This window comes from Puniceibacterium antarcticum (genome assembly GCF_002760615.1).
Lineage (GTDB): Bacteria > Pseudomonadota > Alphaproteobacteria > Rhodobacterales > Rhodobacteraceae > Puniceibacterium > Puniceibacterium antarcticum.
Window position 1 is genome coordinate 238,718 of sequence record NZ_AWWI01000060.1, and the last position, 17,012, is coordinate 255,729.

The 17,012-nt window shown below is 60.6% G+C and carries 19 protein-coding genes and 1 pseudogene; 9 read left to right on the forward strand and 11 right to left on the reverse strand.

Translation table 11 applies throughout. From position 1 onward, the window contains the following. Positions 1–12: 12 nt before the first annotated feature. On the reverse strand, positions 13–219 hold the full coding sequence (rpmF, locus tag P775_RS08840; RefSeq protein ID WP_099910641.1) for a 50S ribosomal protein L32: 207 nt from the start codon (positions 217–219) through the stop codon (positions 13–15). Positions 220–523: 304 nt separating this feature from the next. Next, the gene (locus P775_RS08845; RefSeq protein ID WP_099910642.1) at positions 524–1,093 is read right to left on the reverse strand and encodes a YceD family protein; all 570 of its coding nucleotides are present in this window, start codon (positions 1,091–1,093) and stop codon (positions 524–526) included. A gap of 86 nt (positions 1,094–1,179) precedes the next feature. Here P775_RS08845 and P775_RS08850 point away from each other — a divergent pair, with 86 nt between their 5' ends. The 4 genes from P775_RS08850 to P775_RS08865 all read left to right on the forward strand — a co-directional run bounded on the left by P775_RS08850 (position 1,180) and on the right by P775_RS08865 (position 5,550). After that, positions 1,180–1,644 carry an outer membrane protein assembly factor BamE gene (locus P775_RS08850; protein ID WP_099910643.1) on the forward strand — a complete coding sequence of 155 codons (465 nt, stop codon included), beginning with the start codon at positions 1,180–1,182 and terminating at the stop codon, positions 1,642–1,644. 86 nt (positions 1,645–1,730) lie between these two features. Continuing rightward, entirely contained in the window at positions 1,731–2,462 is a 732-nt protein-coding gene (locus tag P775_RS08855) for a GNAT family N-acetyltransferase (RefSeq protein WP_099910644.1), read from the forward strand. Positions 2,463–2,561: 99 nt separating this feature from the next. Next, the gene (locus P775_RS08860) at positions 2,562–4,388 is read left to right on the forward strand and encodes an ABC-F family ATP-binding cassette domain-containing protein (protein WP_099910669.1); all 1,827 of its coding nucleotides are present in this window, start codon (positions 2,562–2,564) and stop codon (positions 4,386–4,388) included. A gap of 55 nt (positions 4,389–4,443) precedes the next feature. Further along, positions 4,444–5,550 (forward strand): acetoin utilization protein AcuC, encoded by a 1,107-nt coding sequence (locus P775_RS08865; RefSeq protein ID WP_099910645.1) that lies wholly within the window; start codon positions 4,444–4,446, stop codon positions 5,548–5,550. Positions 5,551–5,576: 26 nt separating this feature from the next. On the opposite strand, the gene P775_RS08870 is transcribed toward P775_RS08865, so the two are convergent. After that, positions 5,577–6,176 (reverse strand): nucleotidyltransferase family protein, encoded by a 600-nt coding sequence (locus P775_RS08870; RefSeq protein ID WP_099910646.1) that lies wholly within the window; start codon positions 6,174–6,176, stop codon positions 5,577–5,579. 592 nt (positions 6,177–6,768) lie between these two features. Here P775_RS08870 and P775_RS08875 point away from each other — a divergent pair. Further along, positions 6,769–7,860: a histidine kinase dimerization/phosphoacceptor domain -containing protein gene (locus tag P775_RS08875; protein ID WP_180287382.1), complete on the forward strand. Its 1,092-nt coding sequence runs from the start codon at positions 6,769–6,771 to the stop codon at positions 7,858–7,860. Here P775_RS08875 and P775_RS08880 read toward each other — a convergent pair. The 4 genes from P775_RS08880 to P775_RS28010 all read right to left on the reverse strand — a co-directional run bounded on the left by P775_RS08880 (position 7,832) and on the right by P775_RS28010 (position 11,854). Beyond that, a complete protein-coding gene (locus tag P775_RS08880) occupies positions 7,832–9,133 on the reverse strand; it encodes an HlyC/CorC family transporter (protein ID WP_099910648.1) in 1,302 nt (433 codons plus the stop codon). The genes P775_RS08875 and P775_RS08880 overlap by 29 nt on opposite strands. A 78-nt stretch (positions 9,134–9,211) precedes the next feature. Continuing rightward, positions 9,212–10,138, reverse strand: a complete 927-nt coding sequence (locus P775_RS08885; protein ID WP_099910649.1) for a site-specific tyrosine recombinase XerD — start codon at positions 10,136–10,138, stop codon at positions 9,212–9,214. Beyond that, complete coding sequence (locus P775_RS08890; protein WP_245875612.1) at positions 10,135–11,715, reverse strand: hypothetical protein; 1,581 nt, start codon at positions 11,713–11,715, stop codon at positions 10,135–10,137. The genes P775_RS08885 and P775_RS08890 overlap by 4 nt, the downstream gene beginning before the upstream one ends. Then, complete coding sequence (locus P775_RS28010; protein ID WP_180287383.1) at positions 11,705–11,854, reverse strand: hypothetical protein; 150 nt, start codon at positions 11,852–11,854, stop codon at positions 11,705–11,707. Before P775_RS28010 ends, P775_RS08890 begins: the two co-directional genes overlap by 11 nt. Before the next feature lie 89 nt (positions 11,855–11,943). Here P775_RS28010 and P775_RS08895 point away from each other — a divergent pair, with 89 nt between their 5' ends. Further along, complete coding sequence (locus P775_RS08895) at positions 11,944–12,522, forward strand: shikimate kinase (protein ID WP_099910650.1); 579 nt, start codon at positions 11,944–11,946, stop codon at positions 12,520–12,522. Further along, positions 12,519–13,631, forward strand: coding sequence for a 3-dehydroquinate synthase (gene aroB / locus P775_RS08900; RefSeq protein ID WP_099910651.1), 1,113 nt, complete (start codon positions 12,519–12,521; stop codon positions 13,629–13,631). Before P775_RS08895 ends, aroB begins: the two co-directional genes overlap by 4 nt. A gap of 93 nt (positions 13,632–13,724) precedes the next feature. On the opposite strand, the gene ssb is transcribed toward aroB, so the two are convergent. Continuing rightward, positions 13,725–14,258 carry a single-stranded DNA-binding protein gene (ssb, locus tag P775_RS08905; protein ID WP_099910652.1) on the reverse strand — a complete coding sequence of 178 codons (534 nt, stop codon included), beginning with the start codon at positions 14,256–14,258 and terminating at the stop codon, positions 13,725–13,727. Between ssb and P775_RS28015 the strand changes: the two genes are divergently transcribed. Both P775_RS28015 and P775_RS08910 read left to right on the forward strand, forming a co-directional pair. Further along, entirely contained in the window at positions 14,257–14,406 is a 150-nt protein-coding gene (locus tag P775_RS28015; RefSeq protein ID WP_180287384.1) for a hypothetical protein, read from the forward strand. The two genes, ssb and P775_RS28015, sit on opposite strands and share 2 nt — an antisense overlap. A 58-nt stretch (positions 14,407–14,464) precedes the next feature. Then, positions 14,465–15,055 carry a lytic transglycosylase domain-containing protein gene (locus P775_RS08910; RefSeq protein ID WP_099910653.1) on the forward strand — a complete coding sequence of 197 codons (591 nt, stop codon included), beginning with the start codon at positions 14,465–14,467 and terminating at the stop codon, positions 15,053–15,055. A 28-nt stretch (positions 15,056–15,083) separates the two neighbouring features. Here the strand turns inward: P775_RS08910 and P775_RS08915 are convergent, their stop codons facing one another. The 3 genes and pseudogenes from P775_RS08915 to P775_RS28870 all read right to left on the reverse strand — a co-directional run bounded on the left by P775_RS08915 (position 15,084) and on the right by P775_RS28870 (position 16,858). Beyond that, the gene (locus tag P775_RS08915; protein WP_099910654.1) at positions 15,084–15,689 is read right to left on the reverse strand and encodes a glutathione S-transferase family protein; all 606 of its coding nucleotides are present in this window, start codon (positions 15,687–15,689) and stop codon (positions 15,084–15,086) included. A gap of 82 nt (positions 15,690–15,771) precedes the next feature. Beyond that, positions 15,772–16,507 (reverse strand): annotated as a pseudogene (locus tag P775_RS08920) (oligopeptide/dipeptide ABC transporter ATP-binding protein); the annotation flags it as partial. Further along, positions 16,508–16,858, reverse strand: coding sequence for a hypothetical protein (locus P775_RS28870; RefSeq protein WP_245875614.1), 351 nt, complete (start codon positions 16,856–16,858; stop codon positions 16,508–16,510). Positions 16,859–17,012 lie beyond the last annotated feature (154 nt).

A 17,012-nucleotide genomic window follows, 5' to 3' on the forward strand; every position in this document is an offset into this window, starting at 1 on the left:
CTAGCCTGCAGCTTATGCCGCTTCTTCGTCCAGTTCGATGTCGTCTACCGACGCAATCACTTCGCGAGTTGCGTAGTGACCGCAAGAGGGGCAGACGTGATGCGGGCGCTTAAGCTCGCCGCAGTTGTCACATTCGTTGGGGTTCCCCGCCACGAGGGCGTCATGGGCGCGACGATTGTTGCGACGCGATTTCGATACTTTATTCTGTTGGACGGCCATGTCTCAACCTCAATCTGTTATGAAGCGGGCATGGCGCACATGCCCAATTATCGTAGTGTCCGGCCTCATAATCGCAAGGGCCTATCGGACACAACCCTGAATCCTGATCAAGGCGCAAAAATAGGAGGAAAAATTCCCGGCGCAAGCGATTTGTTGCGCTCGGCAGAGCGTGTTTTGAAAACGCTTGCCATCAGGAATAATACTTAAGCGTCAAAAGACATTGAACGACGACGCGGGCAGGGGATGCGCGAATCCGCTGCCGTACCCCTGCTACAGGGCTATCCAGCCCAGCCGCACCTGTCCCTCAGTCTTCCTTGTCCATCTTGTCACGCAGGCCTGCCAGCCCGGCAAAAGGCTTGAGGTCCGCATCCCGGATCGGTTCGGTGCCGTCCTCGGTGAAAACCGCCTCTCCCAGCTCGGCCCCTTCGGCGCGCGGATACATCGGCAAGGCCAGCGCAAGCGATTCGATCATCGAGGCCCGTGCAGAGATGACATCGCCCAGCGGTTCTGTGGTGTCATCCTCGGGCATCTCGATCTCAGAGCCTTCATCGGGCTGTCTGATCTGTTCGGGCGGAACAAATGTCCGGGTGATTTCCTCATCGATTCGCGTGACAACCGGGGCGAGCGTCACGACGCAGGCCTGCACGACTGTGGCCCCCAGCGTCGCGCTCAGCCGCCAGCCACGTTTGCCCAAAGGGGCGATCTGTCCTTCAAAGATCAGCTTTCGCACGCCTTCGATACCCAGCTCGCGGGCAATGGCATCACGTTCGGCGGCATCGGGACGCAGGGAAAACTGAGTGGGGGCGCGTGACTTTAGGTTGGCAACACGGAAGTCACCGGTTCCCTGGGCCGTTTTCGGATCGGGTTGGGCCATGGTTTTACGGTGTCCTTTACTTGGTGGGCTGACATTCCTTATGTAGCGGGATAGAAGGCGCAAAAGGCCAAGGCAAGAGGAACGGCATGACCGGGATTGGATTGAAGCTGAGGCTCGGGCTTCTGACTGTTGCATTCGGTGTGCTGTCAGCCTGCACCGCCCAATATAGCAGCCACGGATACGTTCCGCTCGAAGAGGACCTCCAGCAGGTCGTTGTCGGCGTGGATACCCGGGCCTCGGTCGAGGATCTGATTGGCGTGCCAACCATTTCGGGCATGGCCAACGAAAGCGGCTATTACTACATCGAATCCAACGTGCGCAATTTCGCTTACCGCGCCCCCGAAGAGATCAGCCGCGAAGTGCTGGCCATATCGTTTGATTCGGCGGGTGTGGTCAGCAATATCGAACGTTACGGGTTGGAAGATGGTATGATCGTGCCGATTTCCCGGCGTGTCACCGATTCCAGCGCCGGAGATATCAGTTTCATCCGCAAGCTCTTTGGCAACATCGGTGGTTTCTCGGCAGAGGATCTTGTAGGCGCCAGCCGCTAAGCGCCAAGTGCGCTGTCACGTCCGCGTCACGGGAATCGGTGCATCTGGGCCCGATGACCTTCGGGTGATGTCGGGAGAGGCGGACCATGATCACGCTGCACAAGGGGCGTTACCAGAGCAGGATCGCCGAAACACCAAAAGATGTCGCAGCCGCGCAGGCGCTGCGGCATCTGGCGTTTCATGGGTTTGCGGGCATTGATTGTGATGTCTTCGACGCCGAATGCGTTCACATGCTCATCGAAGAGGCGCGCACCGGGCGCTTGGTCTGCTGTTTTCGCTTTCTGCCCTTGCCCTGCGGCACAGAGATCGAGCGCAGCTATTCGGCACAATACTACGAACTTTCGGCGCTTGCGGCCTATACCGGCCCGATGGTCGAAATGGGGCGATTCTGCATCCACCCAGAGGTGAAGGATCCCGACGTGCTGCGCATCGCCTGGGGCGCGATGACGGCCTATGTGGATGACAACGGGGTCGAGCTTCTGTTTGGTTGCGCGTCCTTTGCGGGAACGGATTCCAATGATTATCTTGATGCCTTCGCCATGCTGAAGGCGCGTCATCTTGCCCCGAAACGCTGGCTGCCCCGGGTCAAGGCGCCGGATGTGTTCCGCTTTGCCCAAAGGCTGCGGCGCAAGCCGGATTTGAAAAAGGCCATGCTGCGCATGCCGCCGCTGCTGCGCACCTACCTCATGATGGGCGGCTGGGTCAGCGATCATGCGGTGGTAGACGCGCAAATGAACACGCTGCATGTGTTCACCGGGGTCGAGATCAGCGCCATCCCTCCGGCGCGCAGACGACTGCTGCGGGCGGTGGCAGGATAAGGGCTCTTTGCGCCGTTTGAGTCGTCACATTTGCGTATTTTTGAAGAGAAGAAGGGCAAGAGCTTGACCTTTCCCACGCGCGCGCCTAGCCCGCTCGGCATGGCACAAGCACCCCTTCTTCAGCTCTCGGATATCTCTCTCACCTTTGGGGGGGAGCCGGTATTCGCCGACATGTCCCTTGTCGTTCACAACGGCGACCGCGTGTCGCTGGTCGGGCGCAACGGGTCCGGCAAATCGACCCTCATGAAGGTCATGGCCGGTCTGGTCGAGGCCGACACCGGCACCCGCGTCGTGCCCCCGGGCATATCTGTGGGCTATATGGAGCAGGAGCCGGACCTGAGCGGGTTCGAAACCCTTGGGGATTATGCCTCCGAAGGGCTGGACCTGGGTGAGATGTACAAGGTTGAGCGCGCGGGCGAGGGGCTCAAGTTCGACCCCGACCGCCTCTGCGCCACGGCCTCGGGTGGGGAAAAGCGCCGCGCGGCTCTGGCCCGGCTGATGGCATCGGATCCCGATCTGCTGCTGCTGGACGAGCCGACCAACCACCTCGATATCGAGGCGATCGGCTGGCTTGAGGATGAGCTGAAGTCCACCCGCAAGGCCTTTGTCCTAATTTCACACGATCGCCGGTTCCTGACCGAGCTGACGCGCGCGACCCTTTGGATCGACCGGGGCGCGGTGCGCCGGGCCGAGCAGGGGTTTGCCGGTTTCGAGGCCTGGCGCGACAAGATCTGGGAAGAAGAAGACCAGCAGCGTCACAAGATGGACCGCAAGATCAAGGCCGAGGCGCGTTGGGCGGTTGAGGGTATTTCTGCGCGGCGGACCCGCAACCAGGGCCGCGTGCGCGCCCTGCAGGATCTGCGCGAAGAGCGCGGTTCGATGATTCGCCGCCAGGGCACGGCAGCAATGGATCTTGCCTCTGCCCCCCAGTCGGGCAAAAAGGTGATTGATGCGCAGCATGTCTCCAAAGCTTTTGGAGAGACGCGCATTGTCGATGATTTCACCCTGACCGTTCAGCGCGGCGACCGTGTGGCCTTTGTCGGCCCCAATGGCGTGGGCAAGACCTCTCTGATCCGTATGCTGATGGGGGAAATTGCGCCGGATTCCGGCACCGTCACCCTTGGCACCAATCTGCAGGCGGCGGTTTTTGATCAGACCCGCGCGCAGCTGGACCCGGAAATGACGCTTTGGGAAAGCCTGACAGGCGATTCCGATATGCGGGTGTCTGGCAAGGCGGATCAGATCATGGTGCGCGGTCAGCCCAAGCACGTGGTGGGCTATCTCAAGGAATTCCTGTTCGACGAGCGTCAGGTGCGCGCGCCGGTGAAATCGCTTTCGGGCGGGGAAAAGGCGCGGCTGTTGCTGGCGCGGATCATGGCGCGGGAATCCAACCTTCTGGTGCTGGACGAACCGACCAACGATCTTGACGTCGAAACGCTGGACCTGTTGCAGGACATTCTCGGTGAGTATGACGGCACCGTTCTGCTGATCAGCCACGACCGGGATTTCCTCGACCGCGTTGCCTCGATCACCGTGGCGCTTGAAGGTGATGGAAAGGCCACGGCCTATGCCGGCGGCTGGAGCGATTATCGCGATCAGCGCGGTGGTGGGGACGGCGACGTCTCTCCCAAGGCGCAGGCGAAGGCCGCAAAAGCAGCGGCAGAGTCCAAAGGCAAGCAGGTGACCAAAGGGCTAAGCTTTACCGAGCGGCACAAGCTGGAAACACTGCCGACCGAGATCGCGCGGCTTGAGGCCGAGATTGCCAAGCTCCAACAGCTGATGGCCGATCCCGAACTGTTCAGCCGGGAGCCAGTGAAATTCCGCAAGGCAACCGAAGCTTTGACCCAACGCCAGCAGGCCCTGTCAAAAGCCGAGGAAGAGTGGCTTTTGCTTGAGGAAAAGGCAGAGGCTGCCGAGCAGGCGTGAATATGTATCTGCCCGTGGCCTTGGCGACGGGTCGGGGCGGCTTAGCTCGCCCCCCATGACAGCGTATTTCATCGGATCTAACATCTATCGAGGCTCTTCTTACGGGAGCCTGCATCCGCTTTCCATCCCACGCGTACCGACAGTCATCGACCTGTGTCGCGCATTGGAATGGCTACCGCCCGAACAATACCGCATCAGCCCGCGCGCCAAGCCTGCGGCGCTGACCTCCTTTCATACACCCGATTATATCGACGCGCTGATGCGGGCAGAGGCGGAACAGTCCGTGACCGACGCCGTGCGTGATCGCCACAAGCTCGGCACCCTGTCAAATACCGTCTTTGCCGAAATGTACCGCCGCCCGGCCACGGCTGTGGGCGGCGGTCTGCTGGCCGCGGAAATGGTGGCCAACGGTGGCGTGGTCTACAATCCCGGCGGGGGTACGCATCACGGCTTTGCTGACCGGGCAGAGGGGTTCTGTTACCTCAACGAACCCGTGCTGACGATCCGCAGGTTGCTGGCCCTCGGGACAGAGCGCGTGGCCTATGTGGATATTGATGCGCATCACTGTGACGGTGTGGCGGAGGGGTTTCACGGATCGCAACAGGTGCGGATGATTTCGCTCCACGAGGCGGGGCGCTGGCCGTTTACCGGCGCTTTGGAGGATACGGTCGGCGGTGCGGGGTTCAACCTGCCGGTGCCGCGAGGTTTCAACGACACGGAATACCGCTTGGCGCTGGAAGAGCTGATCCTGCCCGCCGTTGCGGATTTTCGCCCCGATGCGATCTTTCTGCAATGTGGCGCCGACGCTGTTCTGGAAGATCCGCTGTCCCGGTTGGCCCTATCCAACAATGCGCACTGGGCGACGGTGCGGGCGCTGATGCCCATGTCGCCGCGTCTGATCGTTTCAGGTGGCGGTGGCTACAACCCCTGGACGGTTGCGCGGCTTTGGACCGGTGTCTGGTCCGCGCTTGCCGGGCACGAGGTACCGGATCAGCTGCCTGATGTCGCGCAAGAGATACTGCGAGGCTTGTCCTGGATGCGCAAGTCGCAGCCCGGCTCAGCCTTGCTTACCCGCTTGCAGGACGATCCGCGTGAGGGGCCAATCCGCGAGGAGCTGCGTCACTCTGTGCGCATTCTGCGGGATCGGCTGCGCGTGTCCTGAGGAATCTTTCGCGGTGTGAAACGTGATCAGTCGTGACACTGACTGGCGCGCCAGAGGTCCCAGGCTTCTGGGGTGTCCAGATCCGTCAACGCATTTTTTGCTGGTAATGGAACAGGCTGCAGGCGATTCTTGTTGGCGCGCAGGATCTCGCGGGCGCCCTGATCGCCGGTGAGATCGGCGAAGGCGGCAAGGCAATCCGGTGGGAAGACCACGGGATGGCCCGGGGTGCCATCCTCTGCAGTGCCTTGTTGCAGCGTTGGTTCAGGTGAGTCCTCGAACGCCCTGATCATTCTGAGTAAATCTGAGGTCGTGAGGTCCGGCATATCGGCGGGCACGATCATAAGGGCAGAGCCTTTGAGGATGTGCGCGGCACCGCGCCTGAGCGACGCGGTCATGCCGGTTTCTGCGTCGGGCACCAGTACAATTTGCAAATCGAGATTTGCGATGGCTTGTGCCCGCTCGCCGTCCAGATTCGGGAGGGTGACAACAACATGCGGCGTCGCGGCGAGCGCGCGCAGGGCAAGGCGGCGTAATAAGGGAATGTCGTCAACCACTTGCAGCAGCTTGTCAGCACCGCGCATGCGGGTTCCAAAACCAGCTGCGGGAATCAGGATGGTGACAGTCATTCTAATATCCTAGTCGCGCGTTGAAGGCCCGTCCGTAGAAAGAGTCGGTTTCGCATGTGAGGGTTCCGTTAACCTTTATTCGGTTTTGCGATTAACGTCACAAGACATAGCGAGGGGGTCATGGTGAAATTTGGATCCAGACTTTGTCCGGACTGGCACTCACGAGGCTTCTGGCGGGTGGCGCTGCTACATATCCTATGACCCCTGGTGCCGGACGTGCCACCGAATCTTTGGGCGCGGATCACTGCTTTGACAGCGCCACACGCGGTGAAAGCTGCGTATGGCACGGTCTGCCGCAAGGGTGTTGCCTTTGACGATTCCTGTATTGGCGCGACGAAAATCTGCAGTAAGGGTCCGGGCTGCGCCTGCAACTTTTGATCGGGCAGGGTATCATCTTGGGACAGCAGGCGCCAGTCTGCCTGGATTTACGTTCTTGCGAAAGCTGTGTTGACATGGCTTTGAATTTTGAACAGGTCTGCGCTTTCATAACCGTGTCACAGTTCAGGCACAGACTGCTGTTTCTGAGGTACATATGATCGCGCCGTTGCCGTCCAACCAAACCGAACGCCTGGATGCTCTGAGGGACCTTCAAGTGCTCGATACTGCGCCTGAGAAGAACCTTGATGATCTCGTCGCACTCGTCGCGCATATCTGCGAGGCTCCTGTGGCCCTGATCAGTCTGGTGGACAAGGACAGGCAGTGGTTCAAGGCGCGATACGGCTTTAAAGCGGATCAGACCCCATTGGAACAGTCGATCTGCAGCCATGCCATCCTGAGGGAAGGCATTCTGGAAATCCCTGACACGCTGGCGGACAAGCGCACGCTGGACAATCCGCTATGTGTCACGCTGGAGGCTCCGATCCGTTTTTATGCTGGTGCGCCATTGGTGACCGAAACCGGGATGATCTTGGGCACACTGTGCGTGCTGGACGTCAAGCCGCGACAGCTGAGTCGGCTGCAACTTCAGACGCTGGAGGTTCTGGCAGGGCAGGTGATGCGCCAGCTGGAACTGAGCCGCGCGCTGAAGACGGAAGCAGTCTTGCGCGACGAGATTGATCACAGGGTCAAGAATTCGCTGCAGACCGTGATGTCCTTTATCCGCTTGTATTCCAGCAAGGCGCGCCAACCCGAAACCCGCGACGCGCTGGCCGCGATCGGGAGGCGGGTGGATGCCATCGTTCAGCTGCATTCTGAACTGTATCAATCCAGTGAATTCGACATGATCCGGCTGGACAATTACCTCTCGCGGGTGGCCAAGCTGTTGCAGGGTTCGGCCAGCGCCAATGTGCGGATAGAGACGTCAATTGCACCGGTCAGCACGGATTCGCGCAAGGCGGCGACGCTCGGCATGATCGTGAGCGAATTCTGCGCCAATGCGATCAAACACGCGTTTCCGGACGGGCGGCAGGGCCGGATCCATATCGAGTTGACAGAGACCGAGACCGGCGCGCTGCGGCTGCTGTGTCACGACAACGGTGTCGGCACGGCTGCTGAGCCAAAGCCCGACGACGACGAGGGCATCGCCAGTATCGGCAAGCGGTTGATGGAGACGGCTGCCGAGCAGATCGGTGGCGAAATGGCTCTGAACGAAAGCGCACAGGGATACGCGCTGTCGCTGGAGTTCGATCACCCGGGAGAGCTTCAGCAGCCTTCACTCAAAGCGGCCTTACCTTCAGTCGGGTGACGCGGTTGCCGTCCCGACCCGTCACTTCGAACCTGAAATTGTGAAAGCTGAACACCTGGCCGATGGTCGGAATCATCTGCGCCTCGTGGATGACAAGGCCGGCGACGGTGTTTGCCTCATCATCCGGCAGGGACAGGTCCGTGGCGCGGTTGAAGTCGCGGATCGTCATCTGACCGTCGATCCAGTAATGACCGTCCTCGCTTTTCTTCATCGGGTTTTCGGCAGCGGGGTCGAATTCATCGGTGATCTCACCCACGATCTCTTCGAGGATGTCTTCGAGCGTGATCAGGCCCTGCAGTGCGCCATATTCATCCACCACAAGCGCGAAATGGGTGCGGCGGCGCAGGAACTGACGCATCTGATCGTCCAGTGATGTGGTGTCAGGCACGAAATAGGGCTTCATTGCCACATCAGCGATCTTGAAGCCCTTGATGCCGTCCTTGGCCGCATCCGGCCCCTGGATCAGCTTGTACATCGCGCGCAGCAGATCCTTTGAATGGATCACACCGATGATGTTTTCTGGATCGTCGCGAAAGACGGGCAGACGGGTGTGGCTGCTTTGCAGACATTGGGACAGGATTTCGTTGGGATCGTTGTCCGCATCGACCATCTCGATCGCAGAGCGATGCAGCATGATTTCCTCGACCGTGCGGTCGCCAAGGTCCAGCGCGCCAAGGATGCGGTCGCGGTCCTCTTTCTGCACGACGCCTTCGGAATGGCCCAGCTGCAGCGCACCGGCAATCTCTTCCCGCACTGCGAGGATCTGGCTGTCGGGATCTGTGCGCACGCCAAAGATGCGCAGTACGCCGCGCACCAGCAGACGCACGGCGCTGACCATCGGGGAAAACACCAAAATCACCACAGCGATGATTGGTGACACCCGTGATGCGGCCATTTCGGGGTTGGTGATGGCGTAGGTCTTTGGCAGCACTTCGGCAAAGATCAGCACGAGCAGTGTCATCACCAGCGTCGCAAGTGCTACGCCGGAATCACCGAAGACCCGGGTGAACAGTGCGGTGGCGAGCGACGTTGCCAGGATGTTGACAAGGTTGTTGCCCAGCAGGACCGAACCGATCAGTCGTTCGTTATCCTCTGTGATCTTGAGCGCGCGTTCGGCGCCTTTCGATCCTTTGTCCATGGCGGCGCGCAGCTTTCCCCGCGACGCAGCCGTCAGCGCGGTTTCCGAGCCCGAGAAAAAGCCCGACAGCACCAGAAGACCGAAGATCGCTGAGACAGTGATCCAGAACGAGGTATCCAGGGCGGCGAGGTCCATGTGTGTGCTTTCCTATTGCTTTGAGGGGTTATGGTGGTGCCGGGACCGTCAATCAAGGGGCGGATCTACAAAGGGTGGCTAGTCGTTGGCCATGGGATGGTGTTCCAGCACCAGTTCCCGCAGGCGTTCTTCCAGCACATGGGTGTAGATCTCGGTTGTGGCGATATCCGCATGACCCAGAAAGGTCTGGATGGCCCGCAGATCGGCGCCATTGGCCAGCAGATGCGTCGCAAAGGCGTGGCGCAACGTGTGCGGAGTGACCTTGGAGGGAGAAACGCCGCCGGCGACCGCGATTTCCTTGATCATCACGTAAAAGGCGTGGCGGGTCAGATGCCCTGCCTTGCCACGCGAGGCAAAGAGATAGGGCGAGGGCGGTTTGCCCTTGGCGCGGTTTGCCGCCTCACGTTCTTCACGCGTGGCAAGCCAGAGGCGCAACGCCTCGCGGGCGGGCGGGCTGAGCGGCACCATGCGTTCCTTGCCGCCCTTGCCGCGGATCAGCAGCATCCGTGGATCACCCTTGGCCGCCCCCAGCGGCAAGGACACAAGTTCGCTTACCCGCATGCCCGTGGCATAGAGCAGCTGCATCAGGCAGGTGTTGCGCAGGCAATCGTCGCGGTTGCGTCCGTAGCGGGTGGCGGCATCCAGAAGCAGATCGACTTCTTCAATGCTCAGCGTCTTTGGAAGTCGCTTGTCCCGGCCCGGTCCGCTGATCTGGATGGCGGGGTTGTCCGTGCGCAAGCCTTCTTCGAAGGTGAAGCGATAGAGTTGCTTGATCGCGGACAGGCGCCGGGCGCGGGTGGCCCTGGAAAGCCCCTGTGCATCCGCGTAGATCAGGTAATCTTCAACATCCTTGCGCGAGGCATCTGACAGGCTGTGTTCCCGCGCGCTCAGCCACTCGGTGTAGTCGCGCAGGTCGCGGGCATAGGCCAGTTGCGTGTTATGCGCCGCGCCGCGTTCGGCGGCCTGCGCCTCCAGAAAGGCGGAAATCCAGTAGATATCGTTCACCTGCGGGCGCCTTCACCTGTCAGGATCACCAGCTCCAGCGCCGCGCGCCGCGCGGTATCCTCTAGCCCGACGGCGCGCAGGGTCGCCAGAGCATCGGTCAGATCAGCAGTGTTGCCATCCGCACCGCTAGAGAAAAGCGCGATGGCGCGCAGGATGACCTCGCCCAACCGCCCCTCATCCAGCTGCGTCTGCAACGCATCGGGGGGCGCTGCGTTGCCAAAGGCTGCGGCGATGGCCTGATCCTGTGCCTGATCCGGGGTGGCTTGCGATGCGCGGCCCCGCGCGATGGCAGCAAGAAATTCAAATTCCGGCGTTGTCGTCTTGATCTGCAGGGCGGCTGATTCATAATCAGGCGACAGCAGGGCCGCCTTGCGCGCCATGTCCTGCGCGCGGCCCGTCAGATCGAAGCTCAGCAGCCGCGCGCCGTAGAGATTCGCAAAAGGCACAAGCAGCCCGGCGGACCGCATCTGGGGCCAGACTTTGATCAGCGCGGCACCAATGGCCGAGGGATCGTCGGTGGTCATCGCCGTGTCGAACTCCTGCAAGGCCTCGACCCGGTCCCAGATGCCGCCGGATGCGGCGCGCTTGCGCTGGGTATAGATCCCGAGCAGCCGGTTTTCAGAGATTGCGCCAACGCGGGCAAGCCGTTCGGCGGCGTCCAGCTGCGCTTTCCAGCCGGAATCACCAGACAGATCCACCGTGGCAAAGGCGCGGGGCAACGGGGCGGTGGCCAGCGGTTCACCGATGGCCTGAAACAGCCGGAATTCCAGCGGGCTGGGCCGGGCAGGTGGGTTCAGGCTGGTGCGGGCCTCGGCCAGTTCCGGGTCAAGGAAGCGCGCCAGCAGATCAGCGTCGCGGTCGCTGAGCGTGCCAAGCGCCTGACCGGTGTCCAGAACGGTCGCGGCGACGATCCAGTCTCCGGTGCGCGCGGTGCAGAACACCCGTGTGCCCAGATCCTGACTGAGCGAGGGCTGTTCGGCCAGTGCTTCGCAGGGGGCGTTTTCATGTCCCGTAAGCAGTGTGATATCAAACCAGCGCTTGAACAGCTCCGGCGTTGTGGCACCAGCGCGTTCGATCAGCGCCTCGGCGGGTTCCACCACGCCCTGCGCCATCAGCCGGTCAAGCCGGGCGGCAAGAAGCGGTGTGCCCTGCTGCGCCGTGAGCGGAGCATCTGCCTCGGCCAGAAGCAGCGTGTGCAGAAGGGCCGACAAAGACGGCACCGCCGGGTCCACTGCGGCAATAAGTTCGAGCAGGGTAGGCACATCAGACGCCTTCCACAGGCCCAGCGGCAGGCCGGTCACCTGCATCGGCAAGAGGCCCACAGCCTCTGGGTTTGGGGCGCCCAACGGCTGCACCTCGACATCCGGAATGGTGATTGAGGAGGCCGTCGGCGGTTCGTTCAGCGGCAGGCCCGGCATGGGCAGAGCGGGCCGCGCGATCTGGGGCTGATTCAGCGGAGATCCCAGCGCCTGAGGCGCCGTGGTCTGGGACTGATTGAGCCAGTCTATCGCCGAGAGCGGCGCCTGCGCCATTGCAGGGGCCGCGCAGAGGATCAGGATCGCGGTACTAACGCGCATCCAGCGTTACCGGCTGGCGGATTTCGGTCTGGGGCGGCGAAAAGTCAGCCCCGAAGAACGGGCCTATGTAGGCATAAGCCGCAAGCGCAACCGCGCTGAGAACCAGCAAATAGAATAGCCATTTCAGAATTCGGCCCATATTAAAAATGATCTCCTGCCTCGTGTTTTTTCCAACTTATACCTAGCCTTTTCCACAAGATCACGTCATTCACGCAGCTAATGTAAAAAATGGCGGCACAAAGCCGAAGAACAAGGGTAATGCGGGCACAGCTAAGTAAAACTGTTGTCCTGGTCGGGATGATGGGCGCGGGAAAGACCGCCGTGGGCAAGGCACTGGCAACATTGCTGGAGGTTCCTTTTCGCGATTCGGACGCCGCCATCGAAGAAGCCGCCGACAGGACAATTGCAGAGATCTTTGCGCGGGACGGTGAGTCGTTCTTTCGTGCAAAGGAAAGCAAGGTGATCGACAGGTTGCTGGACGCCCCGCCGTCCGTGCTGTCGACCGGCGGCGGCGCCTTCATGAGTGAGGCCAACCGAAAGATGATTTCGGACAAGGGCGTATCGGTCTGGCTTGAGGTCGATCTGCCGCTGCTCTGGAACCGGGTGCGGCAGCGGGATACGCGCCCCTTGCTGCAGACACCCAATCCAAGGGCGACACTGGAGAGCCTGTATCACGCGCGGGCACCCATTTATGCGCTGGCGGATCTGAAAGTGCATGCAAGGCCCCGTTACAGCATTGATGAAATGGCGCGCGAGGTGCGCGATGCTCTGCTCACGCGGCGGGATGTTCTGGAGGATAGCAGATGATCGAAACGGTGCATGTTCCACTTGGCGAGCGGGCCTATGATGTGCGGATCGGTGAGGGTCTGCTGGGGCGCGCGGGCGTCGAGATCGCGCCGCTGCTGCGCCGCCCCAAGGTGGCCATTGTCACGGATAAAAATGTCGCTGCAGCCCATCTGGCAACGGTGCAGGCCGCGCTTCAGGCCGAAGGCATCACCTGCGAGGCGCTCATCCTGCCGGCCGGAGAATCGACCAAGTGCTGGGCCGAGTTTTCGCGCACCGTCGAATGGCTGCTAGAGCAGAAGATTGAGCGGAGCGATGTGGTTATCGCCTTGGGCGGCGGGGTGATTGGGGATCTGGTGGGCTTTGCCGCCGCCGTTCTGCGCCGGGGCGTGCGGTTTGTGCAAATGCCGACCTCGCTTCTGGCGCAGGTGGACAGTTCCGTGGGCGGCAAGACCGGAATCAACGCGCCGCAAGGCAAGAACCTGATCGGCGCCTTTCATCAGCCTGTTCTGGTGCTTGCGGATATCACTGCCCTTGGCACATTAACCCCGCGCGACTTTCTGGCGGGCTGTGGCGAGGTGGTGAAATACGGGTTACTGGGGGACGCCGCGTTCTTTGACTGGCTTGAGCTGCACGGCCCGGAGATGGCGGCGGGTGATACAGCCGCGCGGGCCTATGCCGTGCGCCGTTCGGTTGAGATGAAGGCCGAGATCGTGGTGCGCGACGAGACAGAACAGGGGGACAGGGCACTTTTGAACCTTGGTCATACCTTCTGTCATGCGCTTGAATCGGCCACGGGCTATTCTGATCGGCTACTGCACGGCGAAGGCGTGGCGATCGGTTGCGCGCTGGCGTTCGAGCTGTCGGCACGGCTGGGGCTGTGTGCGCAGGAAGATCCGAGCCGGGTGCGGGCACATCTTGCGGTGATGGGGATGAAGACCGATCTTTCCGACATTGCTGGCGATCTGCCGGATGCCGCCACTTTGCTGGAACTGATGGGTCAGGATAAAAAGGTGGTTGATGGACAGTTGCGCTTCATCTTGGCGCGCGGGATCGGTCAGGCCTTTGTGACAGCGGATGTGCCAAAAGAGGCTGTTCTTGCATTGCTTGAGGACCGTCTGGCACATCGCTGATAGCCAAGGCAAAAACACTTTTGTGGTACCATATGCAACAGGCCCGGCAGATTTTGCCGGGCCTGTTCCTTCAGCACTGCGCTATTCTGTGGATCAGAACGGGATTTCATCATCAATGTCGCGCGAAGGGGCGCGTGAAGGGCCGCTGCTGCCACCGCCGCGGTTGTCATCGTAGCCGCCGCCACGATTGTCCTCATATCCGCCACCCGAGCCGCCGCCGGAGTAGCCGCCGCCGCCGGAATAACCGCCACCGCCACCGCCACCTGCGCCTTCACCACGACCGTCAAGCATGGTCATCACACCGTCAAACCCTTGCAGGACGACCTCGGTCGAATAGCGGTCCTGACCGCTTTGATCCTGCCATTTGCGGGTCTGCAGCTTGCCTTCGATATAGACCTTGGAACCCTTCTTGAGGTACTGCTCGGCGATCCGCACAAGCCCCTCTTGGAAGATGGCCACGGTGTGCCATTCGGTGCGTTCACGACGCTCACCGGTGTTTTTATCTTTCCAGTTTTCGGATGTCGCGATGCGCAGATTGCACACCTTGCCGCCATTCTGAAAGTTGCGCACTTCGGGGTCAGCCCCGAGGTTGCCGATCAGGATGACCTTGTTCACGGAGCCGGCCATGGAAACCTCTTTCGTTGTTCGTGAAATCTCGAATCTGCGCCAAGCGCTTTCGGTGACCTTACACCACCGCGCCGCCGAGAAACAATCGCGCTTCGCCGCCGATGACGTCCCAGCTAAGATCGATGGCTGGCATAACGTTCAAAATTGAATATAGTTCCCGCAAGAAAAAAACGGATCGAGGGATCATGCGATTTACCGGGTTGAGTATGGTGGCTGCAGCCGCCCTATCTGTTGTCCTTGGCACCGCCGTTCAGGCGGATGTCCTGTCAAGCCAGAGCCGTTCGAAACTGTTTTCGACTCAGACGCGGGTTCTGGATAACCGCGCCTCTCAACAATACAACAATTCCGTACGTTTACAGCCAGCAACGGTGATCACCCCGACGAAATGGGATACCGGTACGGATACAACATCGCCAACGTATCGCGGGCGTTACAAGGGCGTCTATCTGGGGATGGCCCGTATGGCCGCGCGCAAACATGGCGTGCCCGAAGATCTGTTCCTGCGGCTGGTGCAGCAGGAATCAGGGTGGAACGCCACAGCGAAATCCCACAAGGGCGCACTGGGCCTGGCGCAATTGATGCCCACCACAGCCCGAAGGCTGGGGGTGGATCCGGCAGATCCGCAGCAGAACCTCGACGGAGGGGCGCGCTATCTGAGCCAGCAATACACCCGGTTCCGCAGCTGGAAACTGGCGCTGGCGGCCTATAATGCAGGCCCGGCAGCTGTCGAGAAACATGGCGGTGTGCCACCCTATGCCGAGACCCGCAACTACGTCAAAGTGATCTGGGGCGGCTGACATCCCAGACCGGACAGGTCTGCCTGCCTTATTCGGCAGCGATCTTGTCGCGTTCCATCATCCATTTGCGCGCCGGGCGATCAGCGCAGCGCGTGAACCAGTCGCGGATCAGCGGATCCTGGGGCAAGGCATCCGGCGCCCAGCCAAAGATGGATGCCAGGTTGAGATCCGCCGCCGTATAGCTGTCACCGCAGAGATATTTGTTTTCAGACAATGCCTTGGACAGTGTCTTTTCTACTGCGGGCACGTCCCGCAAGCTGGCGGTCAGCATCGGATGGCTCAGTTTGGTGAAGGCCAGCAGATAGACGGGTTCGACCACATTGCCATAATAGGCGAGCCAGGTCAGGTACCGCCCGCGCAGAGGATGGCCGACGGGAATGCCCAGGCCAGAGTCTGAGAACATGTCGGTGAGGTAGAGAATTATGGCGTTGGATTCGCGTATTTCGACGCCGTCATGCACCAGAAGCGGTACCTTGCCTTCGGGATGGGGATTGGCCGGATCGGCGTGACCGGTGCCATCCATGCGCGGGATGGCGACGGTCCGTATGTCGATCTGATCATCAATCTGCATTTCGTGAATCAGGTGCACGATGCGCGATGAGCGTGAGTTCGGGGCGTGATAGAGCGTGAGCATGGCAGTGTCCTTTCAAAGGTTGCGATGCCGTTACTCTAGCGTGCGGAGCTGACAGTTTTTGGCAGGAGGGTTGGGGTTGCCCTCAGTCGTTGCGCTGATTGATCACGGGCGCCATTCCGGTGAAATCTGACTCTGACAGGAGGCACTTTCTCTGGTTTCCTTCAGTGATTGTGCGCAGGGGCGGCACCTTTGTTTCGCTCAGGTTGCCCTGTACTTTCGATTTCCAGCCGCAGCGCGTCTGGAACGGGCAGTCCGGTGGCGGGGCCATGGCCGACGGGGTTTCCCGTCGAGCGGGATGCGTTTGTTTTGCACGCCTGTGTCGGCGATGGGCGCCGCAGACAACAGCGCCGCAGTATAGGGATGGTAGGGCGGCGAAAATATCTGCTCCGTTGTGCCCAGTTCCACCACATGGCCTAGGTAAATCACAAGAATACGTTCAGACAGGTAGCGGACGATGGACGGGTCATGGCTGATGATTACCGTTGTTGTCCGATGAGTGCGTTGAATTTCCATTAACAGGTCGGCCACGGCTGCCTGTACGCTGACATCCAGCGCCGAGATGGGTTCATACGCCACGACGACGCGGGAATTTCCGGCAAAGGCGCGGGAAATCCCGACGCGCTGTTTCAGACCGCCAGACAGCTGGTGCGGCATCCGAGGGGCAAAGCTGTGGGGCAGCTTCACCAGATCGAGTAGGGTCAGCATCTGTTCCTGCCGTTAGTCTGTTCGTTGCAAATGCCGAAAACCTCAAGCGCACTAAGAGTTTATCGACCAACGCTCATGTAGGGGGGCGTGTCGAAGTGGTTCTGAAAGACCATCTACATATCGGAAACCGTCATCATAGGCACCTTCATCAGCTGTGCGCCGACCTTCATCGCGGGGTTGAGAGAGGCCACAGGTGGTTGATATATAATGGCTATTGCATGGCCACGCAGGCGGCGCAGGTCGCAGGCCGACAGGGTGGCGATATTGCGGCCCATATCCTGCATCATGCCAAGGGCGACTGTGGACTTGCTGGAGCCGTATTCCAAAACAAATACAACGGCTTCGCCCGGCATCACCCTGAGCGGAAACTCCGTCACGGCGGGTATGTCACCGCAGTGTGCAGCAAAGGAAACCGACAGCCCGTCGATCTTGAGGATGGGTCCGTCGTACCGTTCCCGAGGCATCATCTTTTCCTCAAAAAGGCGTAACATCCGCTAATGGAAAGGGTATGGAAACCGTATGGTCTGCGTATGGCGCGTGCCCAGATGCCGTTCATCAACCTAATCCTCTTACCAGCTTCATCTGCCCACAAATATCCCGGGGGGTCCGGGGGGCTGG